At 36.4% G+C, this 16,847-nt stretch carries 15 protein-coding genes; 10 read left to right on the plus strand and 5 right to left on the minus strand.

Going from position 1 to position 16,847, the window contains the following annotated elements; genetic code table 11:
* The 9 genes from ACY651_RS08835 to ACY651_RS08875 form a co-directional block, all read left to right on the plus strand.
* On the plus strand, window positions 1-293 hold a 293-nt coding region (locus ACY651_RS08835; RefSeq protein ID WP_462251794.1), incomplete at its 5' end, for a DUF4331 family protein.
* 35 nt (window positions 294-328) lie between these two features.
* Window positions 329-2,350: a DUF4331 family protein gene (locus ACY651_RS08840; protein ID WP_462251796.1), complete on the plus strand. Its 2,022-nt coding sequence runs from the start codon at window positions 329-331 to the stop codon at window positions 2,348-2,350.
* Window positions 2,351-2,437: 87 nt separating this feature from the next.
* A complete protein-coding gene (locus ACY651_RS08845; RefSeq protein WP_462251798.1) occupies window positions 2,438-3,682 on the plus strand; it encodes a tetratricopeptide repeat protein in 1,245 nt (414 codons plus the stop codon).
* Between the two features lie 31 nt (window positions 3,683-3,713).
* On the plus strand, window positions 3,714-4,082 hold the full coding sequence (locus ACY651_RS08850) for a hypothetical protein (RefSeq protein WP_462251800.1): 369 nt from the start codon (window positions 3,714-3,716) through the stop codon (window positions 4,080-4,082).
* A gap of 92 nt (window positions 4,083-4,174) precedes the next feature.
* Complete coding sequence (locus tag ACY651_RS08855; RefSeq protein ID WP_462251802.1) at window positions 4,175-6,421, plus strand: TonB-dependent receptor; 2,247 nt, start codon at window positions 4,175-4,177, stop codon at window positions 6,419-6,421.
* Between the two features lie 68 nt (window positions 6,422-6,489).
* Window positions 6,490-7,119 (plus strand): HupE/UreJ family protein, encoded by a 630-nt coding sequence (locus ACY651_RS08860; protein ID WP_462251804.1) that lies wholly within the window; start codon window positions 6,490-6,492, stop codon window positions 7,117-7,119.
* Window positions 7,120-7,634: 515 nt separating this feature from the next.
* Entirely contained in the window at window positions 7,635-7,886 is a 252-nt protein-coding gene (locus tag ACY651_RS08865) for a Sec-independent protein translocase subunit TatA/TatB (RefSeq protein WP_462251806.1), read from the plus strand.
* Between the two features lie 144 nt (window positions 7,887-8,030).
* Complete coding sequence (locus tag ACY651_RS08870) at window positions 8,031-8,747, plus strand: ferritin-like domain-containing protein (protein WP_462251808.1); 717 nt, start codon at window positions 8,031-8,033, stop codon at window positions 8,745-8,747.
* Window positions 8,748-8,758: 11 nt separating this feature from the next.
* Complete coding sequence (locus tag ACY651_RS08875) at window positions 8,759-9,622, plus strand: ferritin-like domain-containing protein (RefSeq protein WP_462251810.1); 864 nt, start codon at window positions 8,759-8,761, stop codon at window positions 9,620-9,622.
* 48 nt (window positions 9,623-9,670) lie between these two features.
* On the opposite strand, the gene ACY651_RS08880 is transcribed toward ACY651_RS08875, so the two are convergent.
* From ACY651_RS08880 to ACY651_RS08900, 5 genes are all read right to left on the minus strand, one after another.
* Complete coding sequence (locus tag ACY651_RS08880; RefSeq protein WP_462251812.1) at window positions 9,671-10,393, minus strand: (Fe-S)-binding protein; 723 nt, start codon at window positions 10,391-10,393, stop codon at window positions 9,671-9,673.
* Window positions 10,394-10,519: 126 nt separating this feature from the next.
* Window positions 10,520-10,945: a 6,7-dimethyl-8-ribityllumazine synthase gene (ribH, locus tag ACY651_RS08885; RefSeq protein ID WP_462251814.1), complete on the minus strand. Its 426-nt coding sequence runs from the start codon at window positions 10,943-10,945 to the stop codon at window positions 10,520-10,522.
* A 154-nt stretch (window positions 10,946-11,099) separates the two neighbouring features.
* Window positions 11,100-11,858, minus strand: a complete 759-nt coding sequence (locus ACY651_RS08890) for a tetratricopeptide repeat protein (RefSeq protein ID WP_462251816.1) — start codon at window positions 11,856-11,858, stop codon at window positions 11,100-11,102.
* A 78-nt stretch (window positions 11,859-11,936) separates the two neighbouring features.
* Window positions 11,937-12,929 carry a pyruvate dehydrogenase (acetyl-transferring) E1 component subunit alpha gene (gene pdhA / locus ACY651_RS08895; RefSeq protein ID WP_462251818.1) on the minus strand — a complete coding sequence of 331 codons (993 nt, stop codon included), beginning with the start codon at window positions 12,927-12,929 and terminating at the stop codon, window positions 11,937-11,939.
* A 67-nt stretch (window positions 12,930-12,996) separates the two neighbouring features.
* Entirely contained in the window at window positions 12,997-15,435 is a 2,439-nt protein-coding gene (locus ACY651_RS08900) for an SBBP repeat-containing protein (protein ID WP_462251820.1), read from the minus strand.
* A gap of 88 nt (window positions 15,436-15,523) precedes the next feature.
* On the opposite strand from ACY651_RS08900, the gene recF reads away from it, so the two are divergent.
* Window positions 15,524-16,699: a DNA replication/repair protein RecF gene (recF, locus tag ACY651_RS08905; protein ID WP_462251822.1), complete on the plus strand. Its 1,176-nt coding sequence runs from the start codon at window positions 15,524-15,526 to the stop codon at window positions 16,697-16,699.
* Window positions 16,700-16,847: the final 148 nt, after the last annotated feature.

The raw sequence follows: 16,847 nt of genomic DNA on the forward strand, positions 1-16,847 counted from the left end.
GCACTTCAATTCAGTTTATTCCTAACATGGATGGTTTTCCTAACGGAAGAAGATTGGAAGATGATGTAACCACCATTGAACTGCAGGCAGTAGGCGGTGTTGCATTAGCGGCTATTGGTTTATGGTATGATGATTATAAATTAGATGGCAGCAGCCCGGTAACAACTAACCTTGTTAACGTATTGAGTTTTTCTGCAGGGCCAACTAAAAACGATACCACATTTAAACCGGCATTTCCTTATGTGCAAACACCATGGAGAGGATTTGATTATACATTAAAAGCAAGGTTCTAAGAAAAACTATTAAATAATTATAAACACCAGATAATATGAAACAATATTTTAAAATACTAACTGCTCTGTTGCTTTGCTCAACTGCATTTACTATGCAAGCTTTAGCATCAAGCCATAGAGAAGCACCATTAATCAGCAACGATCCGCTGGCAGATAATACAGATTTATATGCCTTTCGCAGTCCTGCTGATTCAAGCAAAATAATTTTGATTGCAAACTATATTCCTTTTGAGCATCCGGCAGGTGGCCCCAACTGGTACACTTTTGGAGAAAACATCCGCTACGAAATTCATATTGATAATAACACTGCCACAACCGGTGATGATATTATTTACCGTTTTACTTTTACCCAGGTAAACGAGGATGGATCAACTTTCTTCAACATCCGCCTTGGTAAGCAAAATATAAAAACAACTTACCTGTGCGAAAGAAGTATTAACGGTGGTACATCATTTACTTCTATCGTTACCGCTGGTGTGGTGCCACCAAATAATATTGGCCCACGCTCTATTGAAGGTGGCGTAGGTTTAGGTGCTACAGATTATAATGCATTAATGACTGCAGCAATTGCAACAGCAACCAGTGGTGAAAAAGTTTTTTGTGGCCCGGTTGATGATCCTTTCTTTGTTGACTTAGGCGGTGCTTTTGATGCCGGCGGATTTAGAACTGCCGGTGCAAGAGACGGTCTTGCAAAATTTAATTGCCATACTATTGCAATTGAAGTACCTATTGCTACTTTACAAAAAACTGGTAAAACCACGGCTATGGCTACCAGTATTTTAGATGCTGATTTTGTAATTGGTGTTTACGCTAATGCAAGCAGACCAGCCATTACTACTTTAAGTTTAGCTGGTGATAAACCTGCAACTTCTGGTGCATGGACCCAAGTATCAAGATTAGGTATGCCTTTAACCAACGAAGCAGTAATTGCAATTGGCCAAAAAGACAGATGGAATGCTACTTCACCGGCAAACGACGGACAATTTGTACCTTTCTTTAAAAATCCAGAGTTAGCTTTATACATGGACGATTCTCAATTTGGTGGTGCTGTTCCGGGCCTTGCTAAATTAAGAGTGCAAACTGCATCGCTTGGTGCGTTTGATTTTAGAAATGGTAAACCAGGTTTGTTTCCATTAAAAGGTTCTCCGGCAGTTGCAGGTACTGCATTGGATGATGCTATTTTTGGTACAATTTTATTACCCGACAATATGAGCCCGAGAGCTGTTGACATCTTACCAATTTTTTATACCGGCGTTCCTAACTTACGTCCTTATCAATTGGCAACAGGTAAAGGTGGTAATCCCTTAGCAGCTGGTAAACCTTTTATAAATAACTTTTTACCAACCCTGGGTGATTATTTAAGATTGAATATGGCTGTACCGGTTACACCACGTAACAGTGCCGACTTTAGCCCTTTAGGAATTGTACAGGCAGCAGTTTTAGGATTAACCGATCCAAGATTTAATGCTAATGCAAACATTCAGTTTATTCCAAACATGGATGGTTTTCCTAACGGAAGAAGATTAGAAGATGATGTAACTACTATTGAATTACAGGCTGTAGGCGGAGTAGCATTAGCGGCTATTGGTTTATGGTACGATGATTATGTACCAGGCGGAAGCCCGGTTACTGCTCAATTGGTAAATACTATAACTTTTAAAGAAGGTGTAGGTAAAAACGATACCACATTTAAAGCAGCGTTTCCTTTTGTACAAACTCCATGGAGAGGTTTTACTGGAGCATCTTACACCGGTCCAAAAAGTAATGTATTTAATTTAGGAATTGCAGCCGAGCCAATTGCGCTTTCTGCTTTCCCCAGTCCGTTTAAAACATCAACTACTTTCCACTATAAAGTAACAACAGATGCTGCAAGCGTTCGTATTGAAATTACAGATGCTTTGGGAAGAAAGATTGCCACAATAAATGAAGGCAGCCGTACAAAAGGCGATTATTATGTGCCATGGAGCAAAGCAAATTTGGCTTCGGGTGCTTATTACGCCAGGATGTATGCTGATGGTTTAAAATCTACTACAGTAGGTATAATTAAAGCTAACTAATAAAGCTTAGCTTAAAAGTCTATAACATTTGTTAAAAAAGGAGAACCAAGGTTCTCCTTTTTTCGTATTTGATATAAACAACTAAAAATGAAAAAGACTTTAACCCTCCTACCATTTGTTGCTTTTTTTCTTTTCACACTTACAACTTCTATAACCAGTTGCAACAGTAGCGAAGGAAAATTAAAAGCATACATCAGCGAACAAAACCCAATGGACATTCCTGAACTTTTAGATCGCAAAGGCGAATTAGCCAGCGCTTCGGAATGGACTAAAACCAAAGAAAAAACTGCTGAGTTAAAAGCAAAACTGGCTGCAAAACCAGAAGATGTAAAAACACGTTTGCAGTTAGCCACCATTTTTATTACCGAACAAAGAATTACCGGCGAACACCATTACTACTATCCTGCCATTGAAAAAATATTAAATGGTATTTTAAGTATCGATCCTAAAAGTTTTGAGGCCAATGTTTACAAAGCTTCTTTAAGAATGAGTCAGCACCAGTTTGCTGATGCAAAGAAAATTGCAGAAGAAGCAAAAGCTATCAATCCTGATAATGCTTATGTGTACGGAATTTTAGTAGATGCAAATGTGGAGTTGGGAAATTATGAAGAAGCAGTTGCCATGTCGGATAAAATGCAGGCGTTAAAACCATCTTTAGAATCTTATTCAAGAGCAAGTTACTTACGTGAAATTTATGGCGATTTTGATGGCGCTATTGCCGCAATGAAATTAGCCGTGCAGGCTGGTTTACCCGGCAGCGAACCGCAAAGCTGGAGTTTAAATGTGCTGGGAGATTTATATTATAACATTGGTAAATTAGACGAAGCTGAAAGAACTTTTCAAGAAAATTTATTTATCAGGCCGAGTTATGCACCAAGTATGGCAGGGTTGGCAAAAGTATTAACTAAAAAGAAAGATTACAACAGGGCATTGGCATTATTAGATTCTGCAATTGCTATTATGCCGCAATCTTCTTTTGAAGAACAAAAAGCTGATGTGTATGCAGCAATGGGAGATACAAAAAAAGCAATGGATAAATATGCAGCAGTACAAAAAATGCTGATAACTGATGCTAATTCCAATCACCATTCTGTTTCGCTGGAACTGGCAAGGAGTTTTATTAAGACCAACCAATGGGACAGTGCAAAAAAATATGCTGTAATGGAATATACTATTCGTCCAAATAATATCGACGTAAATAATGAACTGGCCTGGATAGCATACAGCCAGAATGATTTTGTAAAATCAAAAGAATATTTAAAAGCAGCCTTAAGTACCGGAAGTAAAAATCCTGAATTACTGCAAAGAGCCGTTGTAATTAATTCAAAATAGTTGTAAATTTATTTATAAGCACAGGTATAAAATGAAAAAACTACTGCTATCTATTCTCCTGATGTGCTACGCAGTAGTTATGCTCAAGCCTGTGCTTCCTTTTATGTCCGATTTTATAGGCCATGTTTTCTTTTACACCCAGCACATGGCAACAGTGCATTACGAAAATGGTGAGTACCATGTGCATTATGAAACTGCAAAAGATGTTAAGGAAGAAAAATCTGATAAACTGCCTTCTTCCTCCTCAAAAAAAGATACTGCAGCAACTGAACATATTTTAATTGTATCAAAACAAGATGATTTTTTTATAGCTTACAGTAATACAAAATATACTTCCGCAATTACACCTTCTTTAATAAGCGGTATATCTAAAAATAATTATCCCCCTCCCCGTTGTTAAGATAGATTTCTTCATTGCATACACATAAACATTTTTTGCAAAAGATATGTTCAATGCTGTGCATGTATTTCTTCATCTATCTAAAATTGTTTATGAAACTGTCAAAATGCTATTACAGTTTTTTGATATTATTTTTTCTGTTCTTCTTTTTAATTGCTGCAACTGCACAAACTGTTATTAAAGGTAAAGTTATAGATGCGCTGAGCAGGCAACCGCTTGAAGCTGTTTCTGTAATTGTTACTAATAACCCAAAAGAAAAAGCATTAACTGATGAACATGGAATTTTTTTATTAAAAACATCAAATAATGAAAACACTATTTCTGTATCTCATATAGGGTATAAAGTATTTTCTATAAATTATATTAGTTCAACCGAAATAAAAATTGAACTGCAGCCCGATGCTGTAAAACTGGAAGATATAACGCTGCAGGCAACTGGCACAACAAAATTCAGTTCGCTTACAAAAATAGATCTGGCTTTAAGCCCTGTAAAAAACACACAGGAATTATTGCGTATTGTTCCCGGTTTATTTATTGCACAACATGCCGGTGGTGGCAAAGCAGAACAAATTTTTTTACGGGGTTTTGATTCTGATCATGGTACTGATGTGCAGGTAAGTGTGGACGGTATGCCGGTAAATATGGTAAGCCATGCACATGGCCAGGGCTATGCCGATGCACATTTCATAATTCCCGAAACCATCAACAATGTTGACTTTGGCGCTGGCCCTTACTATACTCAGCATGGTAATTTAAATACAGCAGGTTATGTAGCCTTTTCTACTTTCAAAAATATTTCTAAAAGTTTAGTACAGGCAGAAGCAGGAAATTTTAACAGCTACCGCACTTTAGCCATGATTGATCTGTTGAAAAAAAATAAAGATAAACAGAGTGCATATATTGCCGGTGAATTTAATTATACCAACGGCCCGACAGAAAACAAACAAAATTTTAACCGCTTTAATATTTTTGCAAAATATAATGCTGCAATATCTGCAGCAACTAATGTAACTTTTTCTGCTTCGGCATTTAAAAGTAAATGGGATGCAAGCGGGCAAATACCAACAAGGGCAATTGAAAGCGGATTAATTACCAGGTTTGGAAGTATTGACCCAAGCGAAGGAGGTAACACCGAGAGATATAATGCTAATTTAATTTTAGCCCATCAGTTTAATAATGGAAGCAGTTGGGAAAACCAGGTTTTCTTCAGCCGTTATAAATTTAAACTCTTTTCTAATTTTACTTTTTTCTTAAACGATCCTGTTAATGGAGATGGTATTGTGCAGGCAGAAGAAAGAAATATTTTTGGCTTTTCCTCTATATTTAAAGAAAAACATTTTTTTAAAAACTGGACGCTTAACTCAACCGATGGGGTTGGCATAAGATACGATGTTACTGATAACAGTCAATTAGGCCACCAGGTAAAACGACAGTTTATTGACAATGTTATGTTGGGTGATATTAATGAATTAAACGCCTATGCTTTTACGCAGCAACAGGCAACTTTTGGTAAATGGGTAATTGATGCAGGTGTACGTTTTGATTATTTTAATTTTAATTACTTTAATAAATTAACTGTTGCACAAATGCCGGTGCAGGATAAATCAATTGTAAGTCCTAAATTAAATGTGCAATACAATATTAATAAAGCAGTGCAGGTTTATGTAAAAGCCGGTAAAGGTTTTCACAGTAACGATACAAGGGTGGTTGTTGCCAACGATGGAAAAGAAATTTTACCCGCTGCTTATGGTGCAGACCTTGGTATAATTTTAAAGCCAGCAAAAAATTTGCTGCTCAATATTGCAGTATGGAATTTATACCTGCAACAGGAGTTTGTGTATGTGGGTGATGCTGGAATTGTAGAACCCAGTGGTAAAACAAAAAGACACGGGTTGGATATTGTTGCCCGTTACCAGTTTGCCAAAAATTTATTTGCCAATGTAAATATTAATTTTACTAAACCAAGGGCAAGAGGTGAAGCAAAGGAGCAAGATTATATTCCGCTTGCACCAACGGCCACCAGCATCGGTGGAATATTTTATAAAAAACAAACTGGTTTTAATGGAGGATTAAAATACCGTTACATAAAAAACAGGCCTGCCAACGAAAATAATTCTATTGTTGCTAAAGGATATTTTTTATTAGATGCTGCTGTAAACTACACCAAACCAAAATATGAAATTGGGTTATCAATAGAAAATATGTTGAATGTAAAATGGAACGAAGCACAGTTTGCAACCGAAAGCAGGTTGATGAATGAACCCAATGCGGTAACTGAATTAAATTATACACCCGGCACACCTTTGTTTGCAAAAATAAAATTCGCTGTTTTCTTTTAATTTATTTTATAATCTTAATTAGTATGATTAATAACAAGTTTAAATATAATTGCAGGGTCGTTGGTTTTATGCTTCTCTCCTTTCTGGTTTGCCAATCTTTATTTGCACATGATGTGGAAGGTTTATCAAAGCTGAGTAAAACAGAAGTTGCCGGTATCTATTTGCAATTGGGGTTTACGCATATTCTTCCGTTGGGTTTAGATCATATTTTATTTGTGCTGAGTTTATTTTTATTAAACCCAAAATTAAAACCTGTTTTATGGCAGGCCACAGCATTTACAGTTGCACATACTATTACGCTTGGGTTGGCCATGTATAAAGTAATTAAGCCTCCGGTAAATGTTGTGGAACCAGTAATTGCATTATCAATAATGTATGTGGCTTTAGAAAATATTTTTTCTTCTAAATTAAAAGCCAGCCGCATTGGTGTGGTATTTTTATTTGGATTGATACATGGAATGGGCTTTGCCAGTGTATTAACTGAACTCGGTCTTCCAAAAAATGCATACTTCAGTTCGTTACTCATGTTTAATTTGGGTGTGGAGCTGGGCCAGGTAACTGTTATTTTAGCCGCCTTCTTTTTAATTGGAAAAATATTTGGCAATAAATCTTACTACAGAAATAGAATTGTTATCCCTTTATCTATTTTAATTGCAGCCATTGCTGCTTACTGGTTGGTGGAAAGAATATTTTTTTAAATCTCACTCATAAAATTTGTAGAAAACAATTCTCAATAAGAGCAATTACTTACTCAAAAAAATCCATCCTGGAATGTATTTTTCCTCCATTAAAAAATAAAATTACCACTTGCTTTAAATAAAGCATTTCTGCTGCAATTTTCTGTTTAATTAAATCCTGTATCTATTCCACATTTAAATGTATTGACCTGCTCAAAATTTGCTAATTTTTTTTGATTAAATCCCCTGAAACCCTTTGCAGTAAAGGGTTTAAATAAAATGAGTTTATTTCTATAATCTCTGTAAAAAGATGGCTGCCTTCCACACTAGATTATTTGCCCCATTAATAGTATCAATTTTATAAAAGAATTACTGCAGTGTTTTTTGCTGGCATTACTATTGATAATTTTTACCACAGGTAAATTATTTATTAAATGAGAGCATAATTTTTTTAACAAAAAAATTAAAACCACTCAAAAAGAAATACCGTACCTAAAAAGAAACATTAAATTTTCATCAGTACAAAAAATAAATTTATGCTAAGCACTATTAATTCCACAATGTTGTTTTCAATGCCAGGCGGTGGCGAATTGATACTTATTGTTATTGTAGTATTACTATTATTCGGAGGTAAAAAAATTCCTGAGTTAATGAGAGGCATTGGGAAAGGAATGAGAGAATTTAAAGATGCTAAAGAAAACCTTACAGGCGAGTTAGAAAAAGGTATGCAGGCAACAGACAATACTAAAATACCATCAACCGGAAGTACAGCACCGGTGATGCCATAAATAAAAACCCGTAATCTGATCCATTACGGGTTTTTACATTACACTTTCCCTCATAAAATTCCTTTCCAAACATTTATTCATTTAAAAATGCCTGCAATTTTTTGCAGCCTGTCCAACTATTTTATACATTTTAAAAATTACATCATGAAAAAAATGATTCTTCCCCCACCCTTAGAGAATAGCAAACAAATCTCTGAGTTTGGTATGCAGCGTAGAAATATGCTAAAATTTTTTGGTGCTTCTGCCGCACTGGTAACAATTGGCAGCGCCTGTAATAAAGATGATACGCCTGCATCTAACGGCGGTGTTAATCTGGGCAGCGGCGATGTGGGTATTTTAAATTATGCGTATGCATTGGAGCAGTTAGAAGCAGCTTTTTACGTAAAAGTAATAGCTTCACCCTATTCAGGTATAACATCTTTAGAAACGGAATACCTCACTGATATCCGTAATCATGAAGTTGCTCACCGTGAATTTTTCAGGGCTGCTATAACTGCAGCTGCGGCTTCTTCTATAATCCCTGACCTTGAAGTAGATTTTTCTTCAATTGATTTTACTAGCAGGGCAAGTGTATTAGGCACAGCAAAAGCTTTTGAAGATTTAGGTGTTACTGCATATAACGGTGCAGGGCAGCTGATTTCTACAACAGGCAACGGGCCAACTTACCTTACACTTGCAGGCAAAATAGTTTCGGTTGAAGCAAGGCATGCTGCATTGATTGCAGACCTTTTATCTAACGGAACATTTGCTGCAACTACTGATGCAAATGGTTTAGATATGGCACGTACACCTGCACAGGTTTTAGCTATTGCAGGCACGTATATCAAAACAAAAATTGACGCAAGTAATTTACCATCTTAAAAAAAATAATCATGAATTTACAAAATATAATAACCGAAATAGAAAAAGTAGACCCGGAGGTTTACGAAAGGTTTGATACAAGGCGTAAGGCGATGAAAAGCTTTGCAAACCTTACTGGTAAAATAGCTTTAGCTGCAGTGCCATTAGCCGTTGCATCAATGTTTAATAAAGCATACGGCCAAACACCGGCAGATGTAAATGCTGTTTTAAATTTTGCATTAACATTAGAATATCTTGAAGCAGAATTTTATAATAATATTGTTGGTTCTGCAGGTTATGCAACAGCAACACCAGCTGCACAAGCTGCTTTAACTAAAATTAAAGACGACGAAAACAAACACGTTGCATTTCTAAAAACAGTTTTAGGTGCTGCAGCAGTTGCAAAACCTACATTCGATTTTACAGCAGGTAATGGTTCAGGCACCGGTCCGTTTTTAGGTTATCTTGCCAACTACGCCGTACAGTTAGCAATGGCACAAACTTTTGAAGATACTGGCGTAAGGGCTTACAAAGGTCAGGCTCCTAATCTTCAATCGAACAGGGTTGCTTTAACGGCTGCTTTAAATATTCATTCAGTAGAAGCCCGTCATGCTTCGCATATCAGGCAAATGAGAAGGGCTTTGGATGCAGCAATACCTGCAGCTCAAAAACCTTTAAAGCCATGGATAACTTTAAATTACAGCGGTATAGATTATGCACCGGGTAATGCGGCTATTCAGCTCAGTTATAATGGTGAAGAAGTTACTACTCAGGCCGGCGTTAACATCGTTGGTTTGGGCGGGGCTTTCAATACTGCAGGCGCAGCGTCAGAAGGATTTGATGAGCCATTAACATCGGCGCAGGTTCTTACGATTGTTGATCCTTTTATAGTATAACAGACCAAGCATAAATACAAAGGCATCCTGTTCTGCAGGGTGCCTTTTTTATTCCCACCCGCTTGCCAGCACATCGGCAATATGCATTGTTTTAAGTGGGAGATTTTTTCCTTTAATATAACCATCAAGGTGCATTAAACAACTGAGGTCGGTGGAGATAATTACTTCGGCTTTAGTTTGCGATGCGTTAATTATTTTCTGGTCGGCCATACCGATAGAGATGGCTTCAAACTTTACAGCAAAGCTGCCGCCAAATCCGCAACAGGTTTCTACATCATTCATCTCGGTAAGTTGTAAACCTTTTACATGAGATAATAATTTACGTGGGGCTTCTTTTATTTTACATTCCCGTAATGCTGCACAACTGTCGTGGTAAGTTGCTGTTGTATTTAATACCGCACCAAAATTTTCTATCTTCAATACATCAGTTAAAAACTCAGTGAATTCGTAAATGCGTTTGCTTAAATCTTTTACCTGGTTATGCTGAGAAGAATTTTCAAATAATTTAGAATAGTAATTTCTTACAAAACCCACACAGCTTGCACTTGGGGCAACTATGTAATCGGCACCTTCAAAATCTTTTATAAATTTACTGCATACCGTTCTTGCTTCATCCCAAAAACCTGCATTAAAAGCTGGCTGGCCGCAACAGGTTTGATTGGTATTGTACACTACTTCGCAGGTAGCTTTTTCCAAAACCTTAATCATGTTAAAAGCTGTTTGCGGATACAGCTGGTCAACAAAACATGGTATAAATAATTGAACTTTCATAATACAGCCCAACCCCTGAAGGGGCTTACGAAGGGTATAAAATATTTTAATGTCTTTTCAAAAATCGATTTATTAGTTTTAAAAAAAGCAAAAAGCTTTTCAAATTTGTGAACTCAAAAGCCCCCTTCAGGGAATTTGGGGGCTTTTACTTATCATCTTCAACGCAGTTATTGCGGCCTCCTCTCCTTTGTGCCCGTGTTTGCCCCCTGTTCTTTCATCAATTTGTTGCTGATTATCTACTGTGAGTACACCAAAAATTGTAGGTACCGGCAGTATTAAATTTAATTGCACAATACCGTCGGTAACTGCTTTGCATACATAATCAAAATGCGGCGTATCACCTCTTAACACACAGCCTAATGCAATAAACACACAGGGCTTATCATCTTTATATTTATGTTGCTCCCAATAATTTTTAATGCCGAAAGTAAGTTCAAAAGCACCGGGCACTGTTACCGTCATGTGCTTTACTTTATATTCGTCTAAAATTTTTTTGCAGCCTTCTTCCAGTTTATCAATGGTTGCGGCATTCCATTCGGTACGTACAATCACAACACAGGCATCCTTTTTTAATTGGATGCCTGAGGTATTATATAAGTTTGATGAATTAGTAGACATTGAAACGTTGATCTGTTAAATAGTTAATTGGTTAATTAGTATAAACTGATGCTTCCAAAAATCTGCAAATTGCCGGTTGCTTTTTATTTTATTTCGTTACTCCCAATTTTGCTAAAAGTTTATCAACATCATCCTGTGTAACAGGGGGCTGTTCATATTGGGATTTCCTTACCATTGCACCACCAAAGTTATCTTTTAAATCTTTTAGTATTTCAATGGCTTCTTTACTTTTACCTGTCGATTCTGCATAATTGGCAGCAATGAATAACGCAACAACTTTTTGTTGCTCATCTTTATCATTTAAAACTTCGCCAGCTTTTTTATAATAGGTATATGCTTCTTCAACCTTTTTTTGTTCAGCAAACGCATGTCCAAGTAGAATATAGGCTTTGCTTTGTATCTGATTAGCACCGTTACCATCAAATTCTTTTAAATAACTAATGGCTTTATCAAATTCTTTTAAATGTAAATAGCAGGCACCTGTCATGTATTGTGCAAGATTACCCGCTGGTGTACCGCCATAGTTTTTTGCAATGCTAAGTAAACCTGTTACTTTTTCTCCATCTATATTACCACCATTTAAAACAAACCCAACGGTATCTTTTGGAAAGCTGGAAGCAGCTGCCATTTTAGCAAACATTTTTTCGGCAGGAAAAATAAGTTCGCTGGCTTTTAATTCTTTTGGTTCTTTAAAAAAGCTGTTGTAAGCATACCAGCCGCCAATTAATGCTATTATTGCAGTACCCACATAAATAATGGGCTTGCTGAATTTTGCCCAAAAACCTTTTGCTCTTTCCACCACATCATTGGTCTCCACACTTTCAACTTTTACTTTTGTCTCTGCCATTTTTATTTTTTAATATTGGTTTAATATTTTTTTGAAGCGTTGAATTTGAATATTAAATTTCAACAGCTTGTAACTTTTTTAATCTACAATAAAAGGGTAATCCTGCTGTACATAAACATCTTTCAGCAACTCATCATCATTAGGCCATGGGCTTTCTTCAGCAAACTGCACACTGTCTTCCACTTCTTTTTTAACCCTTTCATTTATTACATCAATATCAGCATCAGCAACTTTATACTGTGTTTTTAAAACATTCAATACATGATCAATCGGATCTTTTTCTTTGTATTCCTCTACCTCATCTTTACTGCGGTATTTTTGAGGGTCGCTCATGCTATGCCCTTTATAGCGGTAAGTTTTTATTTCTAATAAAGTTGGTCCGCCTTTTTCTCTTGCCCTGTTGGCAGCCCTTAATACCGCATTGTGTACATCTTCGGGGCTCATACCATCTACTGCATCGGCAGGCATATCGTAAGCGTCGGCCAATTTATAAATATCTAAGGTTTTGCTGGTACGGGCTACAGAAGTACCCATTGCATAATGGTTATTTTCGCAAATAAAAACCACAGGCAAATCCCACAGCATCGCCATGTTAAAAGTTTCATGCAGCATGCCCTGCCTTGCGGCACCATCACCAAAAAAACAAAGTGCTACATTGTTAGTACCTTTATATTTTTCTGCAAAAGCCAAGCCTGCACCAGTACCAATTTGTGCACCCACAATACCGTGGCCGCCAAAAAAGCCCACATCCACACCAAATAAGTGCATACTGCCGCCTTTTCCTTTGCTGCAGCCTGTTGCCTTACCATACAACTCTGCCATGCTTGATTTTGGTGTAACACCTTTTGCAATTGCCAAAGCATGACACCTGTAGGCAGTTATAAATTTATCGGTTGGGTTGGTTGCCGTCATACATCCGGCAGCAACAGCCTCCTGCCCAATATACAAATGGCAAAAGCCCCTGATTTTTTGCATGCCATATAACTGACCGGTTTTTTCTTCGAACCTGCGCAAAAGCAGCATCAGTTCGTACCAGTATAAATAAGTTTCTTTAGAAAACTTTGTAGCCAAGGTTTTAAATTTTAGGCGGCAAAGATAAGGGTTTTCAGTTTTCTGTTTACAGTTTTGAAACCTGTTTTTATCTAAGGAGTGTTACAGTGCCTGAGTAGGTGAATAATTTGCCAGTAACATTTTTAAATGTAATTTGATATACATAAGTTCCTGATGACTGAGGCAGACCTTTAAAATTGCCGTTCCAGGCTTTATTATTAAGGTTGCTGCTAAAAATTTGCTGCCCCAGCCTGTTAAAAACTTTTAGATGAAATTCTTTTATTTCGATGTTGATTACCGGTTTAAAAAAGTCATTAATGCCATCATTATTGGGTGAAAATGCGTTGGGGATATTTACCGGAAGACAATCTATTTCGTTGATAATAATAGTATCATTACCAATGCAGTCATCAAAACTGGTAACTGTCAAATAATAAGTACCCGGTTGTCTTATTTCTACACTGTTTAATTGGGATGAAGTACTCCATAAATAATTTTTATAACCCGGAATACTTAATTTGAGAACATTGCCGGAACATAAAGGCTGATCAAACGGTAAAAAATTTAAAGGAGGAGGTACAATTTTTTTTAAGATTACACTTGCAGTTGCTGTGCAATTATATTGATTAGTTACTGCAACTTTGTAAGTGCCCGGGGTTGCTGCGTTAAAAAATTTTCTTGTACTGGAATCCTGCCATAAATAACTTTTAAAATTTCCAGGATCAAGGTTAATTGTTTGCCCCTGACAAATATTTCTATTAATGCCAAGATTAGGTTTTGGCAAGGAATTTACTGAAAGGCTGGTTACAATTACAGAATCGCACCCTGCAGCATTTTTTACAGTATCATAATAGATGCCTGTTTTAGTTTGTAATTTACCACTTGCTTTCCATGTTTGTCCCTGACAAATATCTATAAAAATATTTTCAAAAACTCTTGTAATGGTAAGATTTAAATTTATAACTACACTATCGCACCCCATTATATTTTGAATAGATTGGTAATAGGTACCGCTGTTATAATAAGTTTTATTATTTAAAGTGTAAGCACTGCAGGTAGCTATAGTAAGTGCTGTTGTAATTACAGCATTGTTACATTGGTTTAGTTTTTGAATAAATATTTCATTCTCCCCCATTGTAGTAAGATTATACTGCTCTGAACCCGGGTCAAAATCAACTATACCATTAAATGTTCCTGCCGCAAAAACATTGTTGGCGGTATCAACTTTTATTGAATAACCACTGGAGTAAAATTCTCCGCCTGACTGGGCAGCCCAAATAAAATTGCCTGTTGAGTCAAGTTTCAAAATAAAAATACTTGGGTCACCAAAGGCAGTTAAATTAAAATTTGCGGTGCCAGGATCAAAATCTACTGTACCATTAAAATGGCCGGTAGTGTAAATATTACCGGTAATATCTACATCCATAGCGTAGGCTTTTTGAAAGGAGGAGCCTACAATTTGTTTTACCCAAATTAACTCTTGATCTAAATTATATTTTGCAATAAAAATATCATCATTTCCTGCAGGAGAATTTAATAAGGCAACTGCTGTGCCCGGGTCAAAATCTGCTGCACCATCGAAATAGCCTGTAATATAAACAGCTCTTCCCTTCTGATCTACTTTTAAATTGTTGCACCTGACTTTTTCTGTACTGCCGATTGAAAACGCATTTACATAATTTCCATTTTGAGTAAGTTTTAAAAGGAAGCCGTCACCAAAACCTGTTGCTGATAAATTAACTACAGCCGTACCCGGGTCAAAATCTGTGGAAGCGAAAAAAAAACCAGTTGAGTAAACGTTTTGCTCATCATCCAGCCCTATTGAATAGGCAGATTCAGTTCCACTGCCGCCTATTTGTTTGGCCCACATCAGGTTGCCATTATTAGTAAGTTTACAAACATAAATATCTGTTTGCCCTTTGGATGTAAGATTATATACACCATTCTCAGGATCAAAATCAGCTGTCCCGTCAAAATATCCATTTATATAGATATTATTAAATTTATCTACCACAATTGCATTACAATAATCATTGGTAGCACCACCAATTTTTTTTGCCCAAATAAAATTGCCATTATTATCCAGTTTGCAAATAAAAATATCTTCGTTTCCTGCTGAATTAAGTATGCTTACCCCCTGCCCAGGATCAAAATCTACAGAGCCAAAAAAAATACCTGTTATATAAATATTTTTTGCGGCATCTAATGTTATCGCATATCCGGCCTGGTACCTGAAATCGCCGATACTTTTTGCCCAAATTAAATTTCCTTTTGCATCGGATTTAGATATAAAAATATCTTCTGCAGCAGACGAAGTTAGATTATAAACAGTGGGGCCGGGATCAAAATCGACAGTTGAAGAAAAATAGCCTGTAGCATATACGTTAGCATTATCATCCAATACTATAGCCTGGCAAACATCGTATGAACTGCCGCCCATTTGTTTTGCCCATTCTAATTTTGCAGTTTGACTTAAGGCGATGCAGTGAGCAATCAGTAAAAACAGTATTGATGAAATTGATTTCACAATATAATTAAACGAGAAAAACATATAAAAGGTTTCGTGCCTTATAAAAAAAACTTCTCTTCTATTTTAAATATACAGCTTTTTGGCGATGAAAAACAGCATCTACATTACTTATCTTGCAGCCGCAATGCTCCAAATTAACAAAATAACTATCACTCAATATAAAAATTACGATTTTGCTTCTTTCGATTTTAAAGAAAGGGTTATTGGCATTTGCGGCTTAAACGGCAAGGGAAAAACCAATTTGCTGGATGCCATTTACTACTGCTGTTTTACCAAAAGTTATTTTAGCAAGACAGATGCTTTGAATGTGCAATTTGATAAAGATGGTTTTAGGCTGGAAATGGCCTCCTCTATCTCCTCCGAAGGAGGAGGAAATGGAGAAGATGGTAGCGAAGAGCAAAGATTGATTTTGACAAAGAGAAATGAAACTGTCTGTATTTATCGTGGGCTTGGAAGGAAAGAATTTTTATTAAATGGTATCCCCTACACAAAACTGTCAGAGCATATTGGCAAATTTCCTGCAGTAATGGTAGCGCCGGATGATATTGAATTAATTACCGGTGGCAGTGAAGAACGCAGACGTTTTATTGATACTGTTATCAGCCAGATGGATGCTGAATATTTACAACAACTGATTCAATATAACAAAGTATTACAGCAGCGCAACAGTTTATTAAAACGTTTTGCAGAGCAGGGTAAAACCGACTGGCCGCTTTTAGAAGTGCTGGATGAACAACTGATTGTGCCAGGAAATTTTATTTACACCAAAAGAAAAAATTTTACTTCAGATTTAATTCCAATGGTACAAAAATTTTACAATCAAATTGCAGCTAATGCCGAAGCGGTAACATTGCAATACGAAAGCCAGTTGAACACTGGGGATTTTGCATCTGTATTAAACCAGTACCGGCAAAAAGATTTTATGCTGCAGCGGAGTAATGGTGGTGTACATAAAGATGATATCAGTATGCTGCTGAACGGTCAATCTTTTAAAAATACAGCATCGCAGGGGCAACGCAAAAGTTTATTGTTTGCTTTAAAACTGGCCGAGTTTGAATTATTAAAAACAAATAAAGGTTTTGCGCCACTTTTATTTTTAGATGATGTTTTTGAAAAGTTAGATGATAACCGTATGCAGCATTTACTGCATTGGGTTTGCAATGAAAATACCGGTCAGGTTTTTATAACCGATACACATAAAGAAAGATTGGAGGATGCTTTTAAATCGTTACAGGTAAAATACCAGGTTATTGAGCTGTAACAACTTTAAGTATGTTTCGATAGTGTTAATTTAAATGGCTGATAACGGATCGGAGTCTTTTATCTTTATTTTTACTGCCTGAAAAAAAATGATGAAATTAATTTATAAATTGCTGTTATTATTATGTGTGCAAATTTTTGCAGTAAAT

The sequence above is a fragment of the Ferruginibacter sp. genome (assembly GCF_031391665.1).
Lineage (GTDB): Bacteria > Bacteroidota > Bacteroidia > Chitinophagales > Chitinophagaceae > Ferruginibacter.

Bases quoted from the DNA above. Each gene is read 5' to 3' on its own strand.
- ACY651_RS08840 (WP_462251796.1), top strand. From the start codon at position 329: ATGAAACAATATTTTAAAATACTAACTGCTCTGTTGCTTTGCTCAACT.
- ACY651_RS08845 (WP_462251798.1), top strand. From the start codon at position 2,438: ATGAAAAAGACTTTAACCCTCCTACCATTTGTTGCTTTTTTTCTTTTC.
- ACY651_RS08850 (WP_462251800.1), top strand. From the start codon at position 3,714: ATGAAAAAACTACTGCTATCTATTCTCCTGATGTGCTACGCAGTAGTT.
- ACY651_RS08855 (WP_462251802.1), top strand. From the start codon at position 4,175: ATGAAACTGTCAAAATGCTATTACAGTTTTTTGATATTATTTTTTCTG.
- ACY651_RS08860 (WP_462251804.1), top strand. From the start codon at position 6,490: ATGCTTCTCTCCTTTCTGGTTTGCCAATCTTTATTTGCACATGATGTG.
- ACY651_RS08865 (WP_462251806.1), top strand. From the start codon at position 7,635: ATGCTAAGCACTATTAATTCCACAATGTTGTTTTCAATGCCAGGCGGT.
- ACY651_RS08870 (WP_462251808.1), top strand. From the start codon at position 8,031: ATGAAAAAAATGATTCTTCCCCCACCCTTAGAGAATAGCAAACAAATC.
- ACY651_RS08875 (WP_462251810.1), top strand. From the start codon at position 8,759: ATGAATTTACAAAATATAATAACCGAAATAGAAAAAGTAGACCCGGAG.
- ACY651_RS08880 (WP_462251812.1), bottom strand. From the start codon at position 10,393: ATGAAAGTTCAATTATTTATACCATGTTTTGTTGACCAGCTGTATCCG.
- ACY651_RS08890 (WP_462251816.1), bottom strand. From the start codon at position 11,858: ATGGCAGAGACAAAAGTAAAAGTTGAAAGTGTGGAGACCAATGATGTG.
- recF (WP_462251822.1), top strand. From the start codon at position 15,524: ATGAAAAACAGCATCTACATTACTTATCTTGCAGCCGCAATGCTCCAA.